This is a genomic window from Kitasatospora sp. NPDC059146 (assembly GCF_042786665.1).
Classification (GTDB): Bacteria; Actinomycetota; Actinomycetes; order Streptomycetales; family Streptomycetaceae; genus Kitasatospora.
The window spans coordinates 1-16,153 of record NZ_JBHZCY010000175.1; the positions used below are offsets into that span (position 1 = coordinate 1).

General features: G+C 74.3%; 16 protein-coding genes. 5 read left to right on the top strand and 11 right to left on the bottom strand.

Annotation, left to right across the window (positions count from 1 at the left end; all coding sequences use genetic code 11):
- The 3 genes from ACFXPX_RS40400 to ACFXPX_RS40410 form a co-directional block, all read right to left on the bottom strand.
- The coding region (locus ACFXPX_RS40400; protein ID WP_380644843.1) for a metal ABC transporter permease at positions 1–608 on the bottom strand (608 nt) is incomplete at its 3' end.
- A complete protein-coding gene (locus ACFXPX_RS40405) occupies positions 605–1,369 on the bottom strand; it encodes a metal ABC transporter ATP-binding protein (RefSeq protein ID WP_375892487.1) in 765 nt (254 codons plus the stop codon). The genes ACFXPX_RS40405 and ACFXPX_RS40400, both read right to left, overlap by 4 nt.
- A gap of 14 nt (positions 1,370–1,383) precedes the next feature.
- Positions 1,384–2,385, bottom strand: coding sequence for a metal ABC transporter substrate-binding protein (locus ACFXPX_RS40410; protein ID WP_375892488.1), 1,002 nt, complete (start codon positions 2,383–2,385; stop codon positions 1,384–1,386).
- A gap of 191 nt (positions 2,386–2,576) precedes the next feature.
- On the opposite strand from ACFXPX_RS40410, the gene ACFXPX_RS40415 reads away from it, so the two are divergent.
- On the top strand, positions 2,577–3,959 hold the full coding sequence (locus ACFXPX_RS40415; RefSeq protein WP_375892489.1) for a glycine--tRNA ligase: 1,383 nt from the start codon (positions 2,577–2,579) through the stop codon (positions 3,957–3,959).
- 128 nt (positions 3,960–4,087) lie between these two features.
- Here the strand turns inward: ACFXPX_RS40415 and ACFXPX_RS40420 are convergent, their stop codons facing one another.
- The 6 genes from ACFXPX_RS40420 to ACFXPX_RS40445 form a co-directional block, all read right to left on the bottom strand.
- A complete protein-coding gene (locus ACFXPX_RS40420) occupies positions 4,088–5,266 on the bottom strand; it encodes a hypothetical protein (RefSeq protein WP_380644844.1) in 1,179 nt (392 codons plus the stop codon).
- A gap of 199 nt (positions 5,267–5,465) precedes the next feature.
- Complete coding sequence (locus ACFXPX_RS40425) at positions 5,466–6,044, bottom strand: NADAR family protein (protein ID WP_380524889.1); 579 nt, start codon at positions 6,042–6,044, stop codon at positions 5,466–5,468.
- Between the two features lie 82 nt (positions 6,045–6,126).
- Positions 6,127–7,239: a threonine aldolase family protein gene (locus ACFXPX_RS40430; protein WP_380524890.1), complete on the bottom strand. Its 1,113-nt coding sequence runs from the start codon at positions 7,237–7,239 to the stop codon at positions 6,127–6,129.
- A 52-nt stretch (positions 7,240–7,291) separates the two neighbouring features.
- Entirely contained in the window at positions 7,292–8,128 is an 837-nt protein-coding gene (locus ACFXPX_RS40435; RefSeq protein ID WP_380644845.1) for a PaaX family transcriptional regulator C-terminal domain-containing protein, read from the bottom strand.
- A gap of 137 nt (positions 8,129–8,265) precedes the next feature.
- Positions 8,266–9,105 carry a DUF3626 domain-containing protein gene (locus tag ACFXPX_RS40440; RefSeq protein WP_380524892.1) on the bottom strand — a complete coding sequence of 280 codons (840 nt, stop codon included), beginning with the start codon at positions 9,103–9,105 and terminating at the stop codon, positions 8,266–8,268.
- 88 nt (positions 9,106–9,193) lie between these two features.
- Positions 9,194–9,427 carry a hypothetical protein gene (locus tag ACFXPX_RS40445; RefSeq protein ID WP_375892498.1) on the bottom strand — a complete coding sequence of 78 codons (234 nt, stop codon included), beginning with the start codon at positions 9,425–9,427 and terminating at the stop codon, positions 9,194–9,196.
- 175 nt (positions 9,428–9,602) lie between these two features.
- Here ACFXPX_RS40445 and ACFXPX_RS40450 point away from each other — a divergent pair, with 175 nt between their 5' ends.
- Both ACFXPX_RS40450 and ACFXPX_RS40455 read left to right on the top strand, forming a co-directional pair.
- Positions 9,603–10,799, top strand: a complete 1,197-nt coding sequence (locus ACFXPX_RS40450) for an MFS transporter (RefSeq protein ID WP_380591188.1) — start codon at positions 9,603–9,605, stop codon at positions 10,797–10,799.
- A 38-nt stretch (positions 10,800–10,837) separates the two neighbouring features.
- A complete protein-coding gene (locus ACFXPX_RS40455) occupies positions 10,838–11,446 on the top strand; it encodes an alpha/beta hydrolase (RefSeq protein ID WP_380644846.1) in 609 nt (202 codons plus the stop codon).
- Positions 11,447–11,757: 311 nt separating this feature from the next.
- Here the strand turns inward: ACFXPX_RS40455 and ACFXPX_RS40460 are convergent, their stop codons facing one another.
- The gene (locus ACFXPX_RS40460; RefSeq protein WP_380644847.1) at positions 11,758–13,041 is read right to left on the bottom strand and encodes an MFS transporter; all 1,284 of its coding nucleotides are present in this window, start codon (positions 13,039–13,041) and stop codon (positions 11,758–11,760) included.
- 76 nt (positions 13,042–13,117) lie between these two features.
- Between ACFXPX_RS40460 and ACFXPX_RS40465 the strand changes: the two genes are divergently transcribed.
- Positions 13,118–13,480 (top strand): MerR family transcriptional regulator, encoded by a 363-nt coding sequence (locus tag ACFXPX_RS40465; RefSeq protein ID WP_375892507.1) that lies wholly within the window; start codon positions 13,118–13,120, stop codon positions 13,478–13,480.
- Between the two features lie 118 nt (positions 13,481–13,598).
- Here ACFXPX_RS40465 and ACFXPX_RS40470 read toward each other — a convergent pair whose 3' ends face one another.
- A complete protein-coding gene (locus ACFXPX_RS40470) occupies positions 13,599–15,074 on the bottom strand; it encodes an MFS transporter (RefSeq protein WP_380591197.1) in 1,476 nt (491 codons plus the stop codon).
- Positions 15,075–15,185: 111 nt separating this feature from the next.
- Between ACFXPX_RS40470 and ACFXPX_RS40475 the strand changes: the two genes are divergently transcribed.
- A complete protein-coding gene (locus tag ACFXPX_RS40475; protein ID WP_375892555.1) occupies positions 15,186–16,064 on the top strand; it encodes a helix-turn-helix transcriptional regulator in 879 nt (292 codons plus the stop codon).
- Positions 16,065–16,153: the final 89 nt, after the last annotated feature.

Here is a 16,153-nt window from a genome sequence, read left to right on the forward strand (position 1 = left end):
ACCATCAGCGCGCTGACCAGCAGCAGGCCGACCACCCGCATGGCGACCGTGACGGTGACCGCGGCCATCACCGCGAGCAGCAGGTTGAGGGTGCGCACCGGAACGCCGGTGACCCGGGCGAAGTCCTCGTCCTGGCAGATCGCGAAGAGCTGGCGGCGCAGGCCGACGGTGACCGCGATGACCACGGCCCCGAGCACCGCGATGGTGGCCAGGTCGGCGGGGGCGACGGTGAGGATCGAGCCCCACAGGTAGCTCTCCAGCGAGCCGGCCCCGGCCTGGGCGGACATCGAGACGAGCAGCTTGCCGCAGGCCATGCCGCCGTAGAAGAGCATCGCCAGGGCGATGTCGCCGCGCTGGTTGCCGCGCGAGCGGACCAGCTCCATGGTGACGGCGCCGAGCACGCAGACCAGCACGGCCATCCAGACCGGGCTGGTCTGGAAGATGAAGCCGAGGCCGACGCCGGTCATCGCGACGTGGCCCATGCCGTCGCCCATCAGCGCCTGGCGGCGTTGCACCAGGTAGATCCCGACGGCGGGGGCGGTGATCCCGACCAGTACGGCGGCCAGCAGGGCGCGCTGCATGAAGTCGTAGGAGAGCATCTCGGTCATGCGAGCAGCCTCGGCGGGGTGAGGTCGGCGTGCGGGTGGACGTGGTCGTGGCCGGGCAGCGCGTGCAGGCCGGTGTTGGGGACCGGCGGGCCGTCGTGCGCGACGCAGCCGTCCCGCAGCACCACGGCGCGGTCGATCAGCGGCTCCAGCGGCCCGAGTTCGTGCAGCACCAGGAGCACCGAGGCGCCGCGGCCGACCTCGGCGCGCAGGGTGTCGGCGAGCACCTGCTGGCTGGCGGCGTCGACGCCGGCCATCGGCTCGTCCATGATCAGCAGGTCGGGGGTGCCGACCAGGGCGCGGGCGATCAGGACCCGCTGCTGCTGGCCGCCGGAGAGGTCGGCGACGCCGTCCCCGGCCCGGTCCAGCATGCCGACGGCGGCCAGCGCGCCGTCCACCGCGGCGCGGTCCCGGCGGCGGAACGGCAGCAGCCGGTGCTGCGCCAGCCGCCCGGTGGAGACCACCTCGCGCACGGTGGCGGGGACGCCGGAGGCGGCGGTGGTGCGCTGCGGGACGTACCCGATCCGGTGCCAGGCGCGGAAGGAGCCGTACGGGGTGCCGAACAGCTCCAGGGTGCCCTGCTCCAGCGGCACGGAGCCGATCACGGCCTTGACGGTGGTCGACTTGCCGGAGCCGTTGGCGCCGAGCAGGGCGACGACCTCGCCGGGTCGGACGGTGAGGTCGACGCCGCGCAGCACCGGCCGGCCGCCGCGCGAGGCGACGGCGTCGAGGAGGCGGACGGCCGGGGGTATCGGGTGGGTCATGGTGGTGCGTCCCGTCAGCTCGCGGGGGTGGGGGCGGCGGTCGCCGTGGGCGCGCCGAGGGCGGCCCGGAGGTTGGCCAGGTTCTGCTTCATGACGGTCAGGTAATCGTCCTTGGCGGCGCCGTTGGATGCATCAGTCTTGACGCCCTCCAGCGGGTCCAGCACGGCGGTCTTGAGGCCGAGGTCCTTGGCGACGGTGTCGGCGAGCTTGGGGCTGACCAGGGTCTCGAAGAAGATCGTGGTGACGCCGTTGTCCTTGGCGGCCTTCTGCACCTCGGCGAGGCGGGCCGGGGTGGGCTCGGACTCCGGGTCGACGCCGTTGATGGCGACCTGGGTGAGGCCGTAGTGGTCGGCGAGGTAGCCGAAGGCGGCGTGGCTGGTGACGAAGGTCTTGGTCTTGACGTCCTGCAGCCCGGTCCGGAACTCCTGGTCCAGGGCGGTGAGCCGGGTGACCAGGTCGTCGGTGTTCTTCCGGTAGTCGGCGGCGTGGGCGGGGTCGGCCTTGGCGAACTCGGCGCCGACGCTCTTGGCGATCGCGGCGTAGCGGCTCGGGTCGAGCCAGACGTGCGGGTCGCCGGCCGGGCCCTCGTGCTTGTGGCCGTCGCCCTCGGCGGTGCCCTCGTCGAGGTGGTGGTCGACCAGCGGGCTGGCGGCGGTGGCGTCGATCTTGTGCTTGCTGCCCGACTGGTCGACGGCCTGGTCGACGGTGGGCTGGAGGCCCTTGAGGTAGAGGATCGCGTCGGCCTTCTGGACGCCGGCGACCTGCTTGGCGGTGAGTTCCAGGTCGTGCGGCTCGACGCCGGGCGCGGTGAGGTCGGTGACCGAGACGTGCTCCTTGCCGATCTGCTGGGCCAGGAACTCCATCGGGTAGAAGGAGGCGACGACGTTCAGCTTGCCGTCCGTGCCCTGGGCGCTGCTGCTGCCGCCGCAGGCCGTGAGGGCCAGTGAGGAGGCGAGGGCGGCGACGGCGAGGGCGGCGGTCTTGCGGGTCCGGCGGCTGAGCAGTCCGATCATCATGACAATCATTCTCATCTCAAGTGGAAATGATTGTCAACTCACTCGGACGGGTGAACGACAGGTGGCCGTGGACGGGGGGAGCCGGACCATATCGATTTGAAACCCGTACCCGTCCGGCCGGTAACCTTGGGTATTCGGGTACGAGCAACCAGCCGTGCCCTGACCGTGCCGTACGTACTGAAGAGAGCACTGTGGCCGCCGACAAGATCGACACGATCGTCAGCCTGAGCAAGCGCCGAGGCTTCGTCTACCCCTGCAGCGAGATCTACGGCGGCACGCGTGCCGCCTGGGACTACGGGCCGCTGGGCGTCGAACTCAAGGAGAACATCAAGCGCCAGTGGTGGCGCACGATGGTCCAGGCCCGCGAGGACGTCGTCGGACTCGACTCGTCGGTGATCCTGGCCCGCGAGGTCTGGGAGGCCTCCGGCCACGTCGCCACCTTCAACGACCCGCTGACCGAGTGCCTCTCCTGCCACAAGCGCCACCGGGCCGACCACCTGGAGGAGAAGTACGAGGCCAAGCACGGCTTCCCGCCGCCGAACGGCCTCAAGGACGTCAACTGCCCCGACTGCGGTACCAAGGGCCAGTTCACCGAGCCCAAGGACTTCTCGGGCATGCTGAAGACCCACCTCGGCGTCACCGAGGAGGCGAGCGGCCTGGCGTTCCTGCGCCCCGAGACCGCCCAGGGCATCTTCACCAACTTCAGTTCCGTCCAGACCACGTCGCGCAAGAAGCCGCCGTTCGGCATCGCCCAGACCGGCAAGAGCTTCCGCAACGAGATCACCCCCGGCAACTTCATCTTCCGCACCCGCGAGTTCGAGCAGATGGAGATGGAGTTCTTCGTCAAGCCGGGCGACGACGAGCAGTGGCACGAGTACTGGCTCCAGCAGCGCTGGGACTGGTACGTCGACCTCGGCATGCGCACCGAGAACATGCGCTTCTTCGAGCACCCGAAGGAGAAGCTCTCCCACTACGCCAAGCGCACCGTGGACATCGAGTACCGCTTCAACTTCGGCGGCTCCGAGTTCTCCGAGCTGGAGGGCGTCGCCAACCGCACGGACTACGACCTGCGGGTGCACAGCGAGGCCTCCGGCAAGGACCTCCGGTACTTCGACCAGGAGAGCGGCGAGCGGTACTTCCCGTACGTCATCGAGCCGGCGGCCGGCCTCAACCGCGCCATGCTGGCCTTCCTGATCGACGCCTACTTCGAGGACGAGGCGCCGAACGCCAAGGGCGTCATGGAGAAGCGCGTCGGCATGCGGCTCGACCCGCGCCTGGCCCCGGTCAAGGTCGCCGTGCTGCCGCTGTCGCGCAACGCCGAGCTCTCCCCGAAGGCCCGCGGCCTGGCCGCCGACCTGCGCACCGCGTGGAACGTCGAGTTCGACGACGCGGGCGCGATCGGCAAGCGCTACCGCCGCCAGGACGAGATCGGCACGCCGTTCTGCGTCACGGTCGACTTCGACACCCTTGAGGACAACGCGGTGACCGTGCGCGACCGCGACACCATGTCGCAGGAGCGCGTGTCGCTCGACCAGGTGAAGGGCTACCTGGCGGCGCGGCTGATCGGCTGCTGAGTCCGGTCCTTCGGTAGTCCGGTCCTTCGGTAGTCCGGTACTGCGGTACTTCGGGGAGCCCCCGGCCGTCCTCCTTCGTGGAGGCGGGCCGGGGGCTCCCTGCGTTTCGCTGCTCCGGGGGCGGGGGCCTACCGCCGGCCCCAGCGGGAGCGGGGGGCGGCCGGCGGGGCGGTCGGCAGGCCGGCCGTGCGCAGGGCGGCCAGGGTGGTGCGGTGGCGGGTGCCGTCGGCGAGCAGTGCGGCCAGCAGCTGTCCGTAGAGGTCCCGGTGGTTCTCCAGCGCGGCGGCCAGGCGCACCAGTTCGACCGGCGGGCGCAGGGCCGCCAGCTCGTGCAGCAGGAGGGTGGCGAGCGCGGGCGGCAGCTCGGTCGCGAGTCCGGCCAGGTCCGCGGTCGGGCGGCCGGCCGCCTGGCGCAGCAGCGTGCGGACGTCGGCGGGGCGGCCGTGCTGCTGGAGGCCGGCGGCCAGCGAGGTCAGCTCCGGGGTCGGTGCCGAGCCCCACTCCCAGAGCAGCGTGGCGCTGTCGGCGTGCTGCCCGGCCCGCTCCAGCGCGGCGACCAGGGCCGGGACCGCGGCGGCCGGGTAGGCCCGGAAGGCGTGGAACAGTTCGGCGGCCTCCTCGGCCAGGCCCAGCTCCCGCAGCTCCGCCAGCACCGTGACGGCGTGCTCGGGGGCGCCCCGGGCGGCCGTCCGGGCCAGTTGGAGCGAGGCGCCGGTCGGGCCGCGCCGGGAGAGCATCCCGACCAGCAGGGCGGCGTCGGCGGGGGCGAGGTGGGCGGCGGCCCGGTCCAGCAGCTCCCCGGCCTCGGCGAGGGCGCCGCTGCGGTGGAGTCCGGTGATCCGCTCGGTGAGGGCGCCGAGGTCGGGGCGGACGGGTGGAGCGGGAGACGGCGCCGCTGCGGGGGGCGGGGCCGTTGCCGGGATCGGGGCCGGAGGTGGGGTCGGCGCCGGTGGCGGGGGCGGTGGGGGCTGGTGAGGAGAGAGGGGCGGGTGATCCGCCTGCTCCGGGGCGGGTCGGGGGTGCGGCCGCTGTCTGAGGTGGATCTCCAATTCCCTTAACTGATCGCTCAGTTGCAGGCAGCGCGCACCCAGGCCCTCGCGCAGGGTGCGGGCCTGGGCGAGCTGCCGCAGCAGGTCGTCGTCCGGGCGCCGGCGGCCCGGGGCCGCCCGTATCGCCTCGTTCAGCCGGCGTTCGCGTTGGCCCGCGTAACGGCTCGCGCGGAGCAACTCGTCCAGTTCCGACCGGAGTTCGGCGGCCCGTTGCTCGCCCTCCGGTTGCTGGCCTGCGGATTCTTCCGTCGACCGCATGCGCATGATCGCCCCAACCTGTCCATCTGTACCCTGACTGCGGGACATCCTGGCGTCGGAATGTGGCGATGGAGTTACGAGAGCGCGACCAGTCGTGCCCGAGTGGTGTCAAGGAGCGCGCAGAGGGCGGCCGTTGCGAGAAGTGCGCCGGTCGCGCTCCGCGGCGGGGCCGCCCCGTCCGGCCGGGGAGCGACCGGCCTCATCCGGCCAGTCGCGCCCGCGCCTCCATCAGTGCGAACCCGAGCAGGTTCAACCCCCGCCACTCCAGCGGGCGTTCAGCCCGGATGTCGTCCGCGCCGAGCCCGATGCCCCAGATCCGGTCCACCGGGCTGGCCTCGACCAGGACGCGGCCGCCCGTGCCGAGCAGGTACTCCCGCAGGGCCTCGTCCTGGCCGAACTTCGCGACGTTCCCCTCGACCACCAGGTCGAACCGGCCCGCCGTCCAGGTCTCGTCGTCGAAGTCCCGGACCAGCCGGCCCAGCTTCTTCGCCTCGGCGGGCGTCCGGGCCGCCAGCACCTGCTGCTCGATCGCCCCGTCGCCGAACATCCGGGCCTTGCCGGCCATCATCCAGTGCTCGGCGGAGGCGTACGCCACCCCGTCGACGGTGAACTGCCCGGGCCACCACTGGCTCAGGCACTCCTGTCGCGTCCCGCCGCCCTTGCGGGCGGTGTGCCCCCAGAACATCACCCATTTCGGCCGCGCCCCGGTGGCCATCAGGCCCGCCAACTGCTCGCGGCTGCGGACGTCGGCGAAGTCTCCGGCCTGCTGCTTGCTCATAATCGTCATTCTGACACGAAGGGTCGGGCGCCCGCCATCCGTTTGACGGCGGGCTCCGTCGGAGGGCCGGCCCTCCCGGGGGTCAGTCCCGTTCGGCGGCGGCGACCAGCTCCAGGAAGCGCAGCCCGAGTCCGGTGACCTCCTGCGCCGTCCAGTCCTGAGCCGAGCCCGCCAGTCGGACCTCGGCCATGGCGAGGCCGGGGGCGGCGTCGGTCCAGTCCAGGAACCAGGTCCCCTCCCGCTCGGCGAGGGCGAGGGTGGCGGCGTTCAGGACGCGCGCCGGGTGGGGGAGCCAGAGCTGGAAGTCGTGGGTGGGCGGCGCCTCCGGGAGGATCCGCGCCCCGGGAAGGGCGGCCAGGGCGGGGACGAGGGTCGCCGCGTGGCGGGTGTAGCCGGGGATCCGGGGGAGCTCGGTGTCCAGGCCGGCGAGCGCGGCGAGGGCGGCCGGCCACTGCTGGTAGAGCTGGCCGCCGTAACGGTGGCGCCAGGTGCGGGCGTAGGCGGTGAAGGCCTTGTCCCCGGCGAGGGCGGCCCCGCTGATGCCGCCGAGGTCCTTGTAGTAGGAGACGTAGACGCTGTCGGCCAGGGCGGCGATCTCGTCCAGCGGCCGGCCGAAGTGGGTCGTGGTGTTCCAGAGGCGGGCGCCGTCGAAGTGCACCCGGGCACCGGTCTCGCGGGCGGCGGCGACCAGTTCGGTGAGCTCGTCCCAGCTGGGCAGGAGGAAGCCCGGGTCGCGGAGCGGTAGTTCCACCACCAGGGTGCCGAACGGTTCGCCGAGGCCGCGCAGGTCGTCGGCGGTCGGCTGCCGCGCCTCGGTGGTGGGCCAGAGGCTGCGCAGGCCGGTGAGCTGGATGTGGGCGTGGCGTTCGTGCCGTTCGAGGTGGCTCTGCGGGTGGAGCGCGACGGCCGGGTTGCCGGTCCGCTCGGCGTGGTGGCGCAGGGCGACCTGCTGGGCCATCGTCCCGCTGGGGAAGAACACCGCGTCCTCGGTGCCGAGGAGCGCGGCGGTGCGCTCCTCCAGCTCCCCGACCGGGCCGCCGTTCCCGTAGATGTCGGGGTGAGCGTCCGGCTCGACCGCCTCGGCGAGCGCGGTGAGGCGCTCGCGCATGGTGAGTGGGCGGGCGCCGGAGAGGAAGCGGGTACAGGCCCGGCGGGCGGCGCGCAGGCGGGCCGGGTCGATCTGGTCATCGGTCATCCGGCGATTGTCGGAGCGGCGGGGACGCCGGGCCAACTGCTTTTCCCGGCGCTCAGGCCTTTTCTGCCCCGGGCGGGTCGAAGGCGCGGAAGAGGGACAGGTCGGGGGCCTGGCGCCGGATCGCCGCCCACCGCTCCCGGAAGGCGTGGCGCAGTCGTGCGGGCGGCCAGGGGGCGGGCCGCAGTTCGGGCGGCAGCAGTGGGTCGTGCTCCAGTGCCCGGCTGAACGCGTCGGCCAACCCCAGGGCGGAGGCGACGAGTGCGGGGGAGCCGTGGTCGGTGCCGACCGGTTCCGCGGCGAGCGCCTCGGCGAGCGGCCGGTAGGCGGCGAGGGTGTCGGCCGCGGGCCACAGGCGCTCCGCGACGGAGGCCGGGTCGGTGAACCCGGGGCCGGTCAGCCGGGTGGCCTCCGCCGTGACCAGGTAGCTGCCGACGGTGGACTCCGAGGTCTCGCCGACGAGTTCGGCCAGCAGGTCGTGCGGGCTGAGGTAGGCGCCGGGGGCGAGCGGGGCGGCGCCGAGGCGGGTCAGCGCGGTGCGGAGGGCGTCGCGTTCGGGGCGGCGCTGTTCCGGTACGGAGAAGGTGTGGAGCCGCCAGAGCCCGTCCCAGGGGGCGAGTCCGGCGTCCTGGGCGTAGGCGAGGCGGACGAGGCGGACGTCCGTGTCGGAGCGGAGCCGGCCCGCGTCGGTCAGCAGGAGGCGGCCCTTGCGGCCGCGGCCCTCCTGCCGGAGGACGCCCGCGGCCTCCAGCCGGCGGATCGCCAGCCGGACCGGCTGGTCGGCTAGTCCGGCCGCGGCGGCGAGGTCGTAGACGTAGGCGAGGGAAGCGGTGCCCTGCGGGTCGAAGCAGGCCTCGACGACCGTCCGCGGCGCGGCCTGGTACTCGGACAAGGGGAGACCTCGGTTCTCGATCGCGCCCCGGCTCCGGCGCCGCCCCCAGGGTAACCGCGGCGGGAGGAGCGACGCGGGTCACCGGAGCAGGGCGGCGCCGGACTGTCGCACCGGGCCGCGAGGATCCGCCGACCCCCCTACGCGGGGGCGCCGAAGCGGGCGAGGTAGTGCCACACCCTCTTGAGGTCCTGGGGGTCGTGGCGGCCGGTCGCGGCGGCGGCGCCGATGATCCGGGGGTCGAGGGCGCCGTCCTCGGCGATCCGGGCGCCGAGGTCGACGAACTCCCGGCCGCGGTAGTCGGGGTGGCGGCGGAGCTCCTCGACGGTGAGCCGGAAGCCGGGGTGCCACTCCAGCGGGCAGGGGAGGCGGCGGGCGGCGTCCTCGACCGGGGTGTTCCGGTAGCAGGGGTCCAGCACCAGGGCCTCGACGTCCACGGCCAGCCGGACCGGGCCGTGGACGTGCGCCTCGATGCAGTCGTCGAGGGCGTCCCGGTCGTCGGCCAGGGCGAGCGGGATGAGCCCCATGTGGGCCGCGGTGCCGAAGTCCGTGGGCTCCAGGAAGCTGTCCGGGTAGCAGAAGGTGGTGCGCTCCAGGGCGGGGGCGGTGAGCCGGAAGTGCGCGGACCCGAAGCGGGGTGCGGCGCCGACGGGATTGCGGCGGTGGTCGAGGGCACCGTAGACGGGACGTTCGCCGGGGGCCGCGTCGTCGTAGGCGCCGTTGAAGATCCGGCTCTCCCAGCGCCAGCGGTCCCCGCCCGGGTGGGCGGTCAGGCCGCCGTTGCTGGTGCCGGTGGCGAACTGGGAGAGGTAGACGCCGTCCTCGGCCAGGGCGTCGAGGACGGCCCGGCCGCGGGAGACCCGGTCCGGGTGGAAGTTGAGGGTCACCCGCAGGGCCGGGTCGACCGGCGGGCCGGCGGCGAGCGAGGCCACGTGGTCGAGGGCCCGGACCTGCGGGGTCGGGGCGGCGTCGGAGCTCATGCCGGGTAGTGTCGCGCGGCCGGGCCGGTGGGTGCACCCGGGTTTCCGCCCGGCGCCGTACCGCCGCGTCCGCCCTGGCGTCGCCCCGTCAGACGTAGTGCGTCTGGAGGTCGTCGGGGAACAGGCCGTTGCCGTGGTGGGTGGCCCAGGTGGAGTGGGTGGTGCGGATCCGGGCGGCCTGGGAGGTCCGCCGCCGCTCGATCAGCAGGCCCTCCGTGCCGTCCGCCCACCGTCGGTGGGCCCGGTCGCGGCGGGCCAGGAACAGGGTGGTGCCGACGACGACGGCCGCCAGGGCGGCCAGGAACGCGAGAACGAAGCTCATGAGCTCCCCCTTCCTTCGGACTCGATCACTGTGCGAACCAAGTATCGCGGACCGGGGTGCCCGTCCGCCATAGCTGAAGTAGCTTGGGGCGCATGGCAGATGATGGCGCAGGACGTCCCCCGCGGCCGGTCCGTCGGTCACTCCGCGGGCCTCGCGGAACGCCGTACCGGCCCTGATGTTCTCGCAGGGCGTCAGCGTGGCGGGCACCCAGGTCACGGCGCTGGCCCTGCCCGCGCTGGCGATCCTGCTGCTGGACGCCGGGCCGCTGGCGGCCTCGCTGCTGTTCGCCCTGGAGTACGGGGTGCAGGGGCTGACCGGCCCGTTCGCCGGGGTGCTGGTGGACCGGGTCGCCTCCCGGCGGCGGCTGCTGGTCGCGGTGGACCTCGCCCAGCTGCTGCTGATCGCCACCGTCCCGCTGGCGCACGCCGCCGGTGCGCTGACGCTGGCCCACCTCTGCGCGGTCGCGGCGGTCTCCGGGGCGCTGGGCGGGATCTCCGCCATCGCGGTGCCGACCGTGGTGGCGGACTTCGTGCCGAAGGACGGCCTGGTGGCGGTCAACGCCAAGCTGGCCGGGGCCCGTTCGGTCGGCCAGATCGCCGGGCCGGGGCTGGCCGCCGCGCTGGTGCAGGCGGTCGGGGCGGCCACCGCGATGGTCGCGGACGCGGTCAGTTACGGGTTGTCCGCCCTCGCCATGAGCCTGCCCCGGCTCCGCCGGGACGAGGAGCCGCCGCAGGCCGCCGCCCGGCCGGGGGTCGCGGCCTCGCTGCGGGAGGGCGTCGACGTCCTGCGCGGCCGGCCGCTGCTGGCCCGGCTGGCCGTCGCCGCGGCGGCGCTCAACCTGGGCGGGGCCGGGCTGGCCGGGCTGTTCGCCTACTTCGCCTACCAGGTCGTGGACCTGAGCCCCGGGGAGCTCGGTCTGACCCAGGCCGTCTACAGCATCGCCGCGGTGACGGCGGTGCTCACCGCGAAGCGGGTGATCCGGCGGGTCGGGCTGACCAGGGTGATCCCGCTCTTCGGCCCGCTGGCCGCGGCCGCCCTGTTCCTGATCCCGCTGGCCTCGCTCGGGGCGGCCCTTCCGGTGCTGGTCGTCTACCAGGCGGTGTTCGGCTTCTGCGCGACGGTCTGGGGCGTCAGTTGGGTGACCCTGCAGCAACAGCTGTCCCCGCCGGAGCAGTTGGGGCGGGTGCTCGGCCTGTCCCGCTCGATCGGCCAACTCGTCATGCCGGTGGGCGCGTTGCTGGGCGGCACGCTGGCCGGTGCGGTCGGCGTCACCGGGGCGCTGGCCGTCTTCGCCGCGATCGCCGTGGCCGGCATCCTCGCGGTGGTCGGCACCCGGCCCCAGGCCGTCCTCCCGGAGGGGAGCCGGGCCTGACCGGCACCCGCCAGGGCGGACGGCAGTAGCCTGCGGGCATGTCCGCCTCCCCCGCACCGAGCCTCCCCACCCGCATCGACGGCGACCCGGACCGGGTCGCGCTGGTCGTCCCGGGCGTCGGCTACTCGCCCGCCCGTCCACTGCTGCACTTCGCCTCCTCGGTCCTGGCCCGGCACGGCTGGACGGTCCAGGAGCTGTGGTGGCGGATCCCGGAGGCGTTCGCCGAGTTCACGACGGAGCAGCGGATCGCCTGGGTCGAGCGGCAGGTCGGCGCGGCCGTCGACGCGGAGGGCGGTGCCTGCCGCCTGCTGGTCGGCAAGTCGCTGGGCTCCCTGGCCGCCGGCCTCGCCGCGGACCGCGCCCTCCCGGCCGCCTGGCTCACCCCGGTGCTCACCCTCGACCACGTGGCCCACGCCCTCGGCCGGGCCACCGCGCCGACCCTCCTGATCGGCGGCAGCGCCGACAGGCTGTGGGACCGGAGCGTCGCCGACGCCACCGGCCACCAGGTCCTGGAACTCCCCGCCGCCGACCACGGCCTCGAACTCCCGGACGACCCGACCGGATCCATCGACCTGCTCCGCACCGCCGTCGCCCGCCTGGACACCTTCATCGGCGGACTGCCCCCGGGTGGGGGGACGGCCGCCTAGGCAGGGGCGCCGCCGGTGGCCCGGGGGATCGGAGCGGGCAGGAGCCGAGGCCGATCAGCGACCTTCCTCGTCGCGCATCCCGTGGAGGGCCTCGGTGGCCGACGGGAGTCGGACGGCGATCGAGGGCGGGATCCAGTCGGCCGCTGGTGCAGTCGCGTACGAGGTTCTCCAGCACCCGCTGCTCCGGGGCCGGCGGTGTGAGTACGGCGATCAGCCGTCCCTCGCGGGTGATTCCGATCAACTCCCCGGCCGCCACCCGGTCGAGCAGTCCTGATCTCTGGCCCGGGGCGGCCGGTTCACCCGGACGGGCGTCACCCCTTGCCCGGGAACCCGTGGCGGCGGGCGGCCGCCGTGACGGCCAGGGCGAGGGCCAGCAGGGCGAGGGCCGACCAGGGGAGGGAGCGCGGTCCGGCGTGGTCGAGGAGGAGGCCGCCGGCCGACGCGGCGGCGGCGATGCCGAGGTTCCAGCAGGTGACCAGCAGGGACTGGGCGAGGTCGGCGGCCGTGTCGGCGGCGTCGGCGACGGCGGTCTGCAGCAGGGTGGCGACGCCGCCGAAGCCGAGGCCCCAGATCGCGGCGGCGGCGTAGACGGGCCAGGGGGACGAGCCGAGCAGGGCGCCGGCGAGGGTCAGGGTCGCGGCGCCGACGAGGAGGCAGGCGGTGAGGGTCAGGGTGCGCAGGTGCCGGTCGATCAGGGCTCCGGTGGCGGCGATGCTCACCAGCGAGGCCAGGCCGAGGATGAGCAGCACGGTGTCGGTCCGTCCGCCGAGGTGCAGCGGTTCGAGCAGGGCCGCGACGTAGGTGTAGAGGACGTTGTGGGCGAGTACGAAGGTCGCCGTGACGGCCAGGACGGCCGCCACGCCGGGGATCCGCACCACCTGCCGGAGCGGCAGCCGGTCGTGTTCGGCCCGGCCGGGGACCGGGGGGACGGCTGCGGCGATCCAGCCGACGAGGGCGAGCGCGAGGACGCTCATCAGCCCGAAGGCGACCCGCCACCCGGCGGCCCCGGCGAGCATGGTGCCGGCCGGGACCCCGACGGACAGGGCGACCGTGGCGCCGCCCATCGCGACGGCCATGGCCCGTCCGCGTTGTTCGGGCGCGACGATGCTGCGGGCGTACCCGGCCAGCAGGGCCCACAGCATTCCGGCGACCAGGCCCGCCGCGAAGCGGGCCGCCATGGTGAGCGGGTAGTCGCCGGAGACGGCGGTGACGGCGTTGGCGAGGGTGAAGCCGCCGACGGCGAGGAGCAACAGCCGCTTGCGCGGCCAGCCGGCGGTGGCGGCGGTCAGCGGGATGGCGGCCGCGATGGAGCCGACCGCGTAGAGGGTGACGGACTGTCCGGCGCCGGACTGGCTGACGCCGAGGTCCCTGCTCATCGCGGGCAGGACGCCGGCGGGCAGCGCCTCGGTCATCAGGGTGATGAACCCGCCGGTGCTCAGGGCGAGCAGCGCCGGCCAGGGCAGTCCGGCCGGTGGCGCCCCTCTCGCCGGGCCGAGCGGAAGCCCCGGGTCGGGCGAGGGGGTCGAGGCGGCGCCTCCGGCCGTGGCCGGGGTCGTCATGGGGCAGGAGGGGGAGGGGAGTTCGTGGGTCGGCATGTGACCGATCGTCTATCGTTGACACGGATGTCAAGGTCCAGCCGGAACGGCCCGGCCCCGACGTGAGGGTGGTCACATGCGGATCGGCGAACTGGCCCGGCGGACGGAGACCTCGCCGCGCCTGCTGCGCTACTACGAGAAGCAGGGCCTGATCTTCCCGCGCCGCGAGGCGAACGGGTACCGGGACTACGACGAGTACCTGGTCGACCGGGTGATCCAGATCCGCGGACTGCTGGACGCGGGGCTGCCGACCCGGATCATCAAGCAGATCCTGCCCTGCCTGGACGCCCCGCGGAAGATCCACTTCGCGGACGCCACCCCGGAGATGCTCGACACCCTGGAGTCCGAGACCGAGCGGATGACCCGCCGCATCCACTGCCTGACCCGCAACCGCGACGCCATCCAGGAGTACCTGTCCGTGGTCAGGGAACTCGCCTGACCGTACGGGCGGTTGCGGCAGCGCGACGGCCCCGCGACCGCAGCGCGACGGCCCCGCGACCGGCGGGAACCGGTCGCGGGGCCGTTCGTCGTCGCCCGGGCCCGTGGGCCCGCGGGGCTCAGCCGATGGAGCGGGGCAGCCGGGTGGTCAGGTACAGCACGGTGAAGGAGCCCAGCAGCTGGACGCCGAGGCACAGGGCGAGCGCGCGGCCCATGCCGAGGCTGGGGGAGAGGGACAGGTAGAGGGTGCCCAGGGTGGCCACGCCGAGGGCGAGGCTGGACTGCTGGCCGGTGGCGAGGACGCCGCTGCCGACGCCGGCCCGGGCGGCGGGCACCTTGGCGAGCACGACCCGGAACAGCGGGGTGCCGATCAGGCCCTGCCCGATGCCCGCGAGGGCGACGCCGGGGGCCATCCGCAGCGGGGAGAAGTGGTCCGCGTCGGCGAGGACGGTCAGCGCGATGGTGATGAGGCCGAGGGCCTGGACCACGGCACCGGCGCTGAGCACCCGGCTGCCCCAGCGGCCGATCAGCCGCGGGCCCGAGAGCGAGGCGGTGAAGTAGCCGACGGCCATCGGGACGAGCGCCCAGCCGGCGGCGACCACGCCGAGCCGCAGGCCCTGCTGGAGGGCGACGGCGATGACGAACATGAAGCCGCCGAAGCCGGCGAAGTAGGGCAGCGCGATGCCGAGGCCGCGCCGCATCTCGGGGATCCGCAGCAGGCTGGGCGGCACCAGCGGGGTGGCGCCGCGCCGCTCCGCGCGGCTCTCGACCAGGGCGAAGGCGGTGGCGAACACCGGGAACAGGGCGAGCAGCACCCAGGACCAGAGCGGCCAGCCGGCCGCGCGGCCCTCCATCAGCGGGACGAGCAGGGAGAGCAGGGAGGCGGTGAGCAGCACGGTGCCGGGTACGTCGACGGCGGCGGCCCGGGTGGCCCGGCTCTCCGGCACGTACCGGACGGCGAGGAGGACGGCGAGCAGCGCGAACGGGACGTTCAGCAGGAAGACCGAGCGCCAGCCGGTGCCGAAGAGGTCGGCGGCGACGAGCATCCCGCCGAGCACCTGGCCGATCACCACGGAGATGCCGCCGACCGCGCCGTAGACGCTGAGCGCGCGGCCGCGCCGGGCGCCGTCGGTGGCGGCGGTGATGGTGCCGAGCACCTGCGGGATCAGCAGCGCGGCCGAGGCGCCCTGGGCGGCCCGGGCGCCGACCAGGGACCACGCGTCGGGGGCGAGGCCGCAGGCCAGTGAGGTGACGGCGAAGGCGGTGGCCCCGGCGACGAAGAGCCGGCGGCGGCCGAAGGTGTCGCCGAGCCGCCCGCCGAGGACGAGCAGGACGGCGAAGGCGATGCCGTAGCCGGCGGCGACGAGTTCCAGCACCGCCGGTCCGGCGGCCAGGTCCTGGTCGATGGTGGGCAGGGCGACGTTCACGATGAAGAAGTCGAGCATCGGCAGGAAGGCCCCGAGCAGGACGGTGACCAGCCCGGCGGTGCCGAGGGCGGGGGTGTGCGGGGCGGTGGTGCTCGGGGCGGTGGTGCTCGGGGCGGTGGTGCGGGCGGTGCTGGGCGGGGCCGGGGCGACGGCGAGTCGTTGAGTCACGGGTCATACGATCCGCCGGTTCCCAGCCTGGTACCAGAGTGTGGTTATCCAGGTATGAGAAGTACCTGGCAACAGGCTGCGGCGTGCCGCATGCTGGGGAGCATGAGCCTGATGACCCCGGCCGCGCAAGCCCGCCCCGGCACCGCCGCGCCGCACCGCGCCACACCCGGCGAAGCCCGCCGGCACGACCTGGCGGCGTTCCTGCGCAGCCGCCGGGAGCGGATCGCGCCCGAGCAGGTGGGCCTGCCGCTGACCGGCCGCCGCCGCACCCCGGGGCTGCGCCGGGAGGAGGTGGCGCAGCTGGCCGCGGTGGGGGTGACCTGGTACACGTGGTTGGAGCAGGGGCGGGACATCCAGGTGTCCGCCCAGGTACTGGACGCGGTGGCGCGGGCGCTGCTGCTGGACCCGAGCGAGCGGGCGCACCTGTTCACCCTGGCCGGTGCGGACGATCCGGCGCCGGTGAAGGAGTGCCCCTCGGTGACGCCGAGCGTGCGGCTGGTGCTGGACCAGCTGGCGCCGTACCCGGCCGCCGCGGTCAACTCCCGCTACGACATCCTGGCGCACAACGTGCCGTACACCGCCATCGTCGGCGACCTCGGGGAGCTGCCCCCGGAGGAGCGGAACCTGATGTGGCTGGCGTTCACCCCCTCCCGCTTCCGCGACGTGCTGATCGACTACCGGACGGAGCGCCTCGGCATGGTGGCCCGGTTCCGCGCCGCGATGGCCGACCACTCCGCCGAGCCCGCCTGGAAGGCGCTGCTGGCCCGGCTGCGCAAGGCCTCGCCGGACTTCGAGGAGGAGTGGCAGCGGCACGAGGTGATGCGGCCGCGCAACGGGATCAAGCGCTTCCAGGTGCCGGGCGTGGGCCTGCTGCGCTGCGAGTACACCAACTTCTGGCTCGGCCCCCGGCTCGGGACGCGGCTGATCAGCTACACCCCGCTGGACGAGGAGACCCGCCTCCTGATGGACCGGCTGCCGACACGGCGCTAGGGCCTGTCCGGCGGATCTTGGCAGATCAGCGCGCGGCGTTGGGCGCCCGGCTGGGCGTGCGCCCGAGTCGGCCTCGTACTGGACGTACT

Coding starts and splice junctions, on each gene's coding strand:
- ACFXPX_RS40405 (WP_375892487.1), bottom strand. CDS start 1,369: ATGACCCACCCGATACCCCCGGCCGTCCGCCTCCTCGACGCCGTCGCC.
- ACFXPX_RS40410 (WP_375892488.1), bottom strand. CDS start 2,385: ATGATGATCGGACTGCTCAGCCGCCGGACCCGCAAGACCGCCGCCCTC.
- ACFXPX_RS40420 (WP_380644844.1), bottom strand. CDS start 5,266: ATGCGGTCGACGGAAGAATCCGCAGGCCAGCAACCGGAGGGCGAGCAA.
- ACFXPX_RS40425 (WP_380524889.1), bottom strand. CDS start 6,044: ATGAGCAAGCAGCAGGCCGGAGACTTCGCCGACGTCCGCAGCCGCGAG.
- ACFXPX_RS40430 (WP_380524890.1), bottom strand. CDS start 7,239: ATGACCGATGACCAGATCGACCCGGCCCGCCTGCGCGCCGCCCGCCGG.
- ACFXPX_RS40440 (WP_380524892.1), bottom strand. CDS start 9,105: ATGAGCTCCGACGCCGCCCCGACCCCGCAGGTCCGGGCCCTCGACCAC.
- ACFXPX_RS40445 (WP_375892498.1), bottom strand. CDS start 9,427: ATGAGCTTCGTTCTCGCGTTCCTGGCCGCCCTGGCGGCCGTCGTCGTC.
- ACFXPX_RS40450 (WP_380591188.1), top strand. CDS start 9,603: ATGTTCTCGCAGGGCGTCAGCGTGGCGGGCACCCAGGTCACGGCGCTG.
- ACFXPX_RS40455 (WP_380644846.1), top strand. CDS start 10,838: ATGTCCGCCTCCCCCGCACCGAGCCTCCCCACCCGCATCGACGGCGAC.
- ACFXPX_RS40460 (WP_380644847.1), bottom strand. CDS start 13,041: ATGCCGACCCACGAACTCCCCTCCCCCTCCTGCCCCATGACGACCCCG.
- ACFXPX_RS40465 (WP_375892507.1), top strand. CDS start 13,118: ATGCGGATCGGCGAACTGGCCCGGCGGACGGAGACCTCGCCGCGCCTG.
- ACFXPX_RS40475 (WP_375892555.1), top strand. CDS start 15,186: ATGACCCCGGCCGCGCAAGCCCGCCCCGGCACCGCCGCGCCGCACCGC.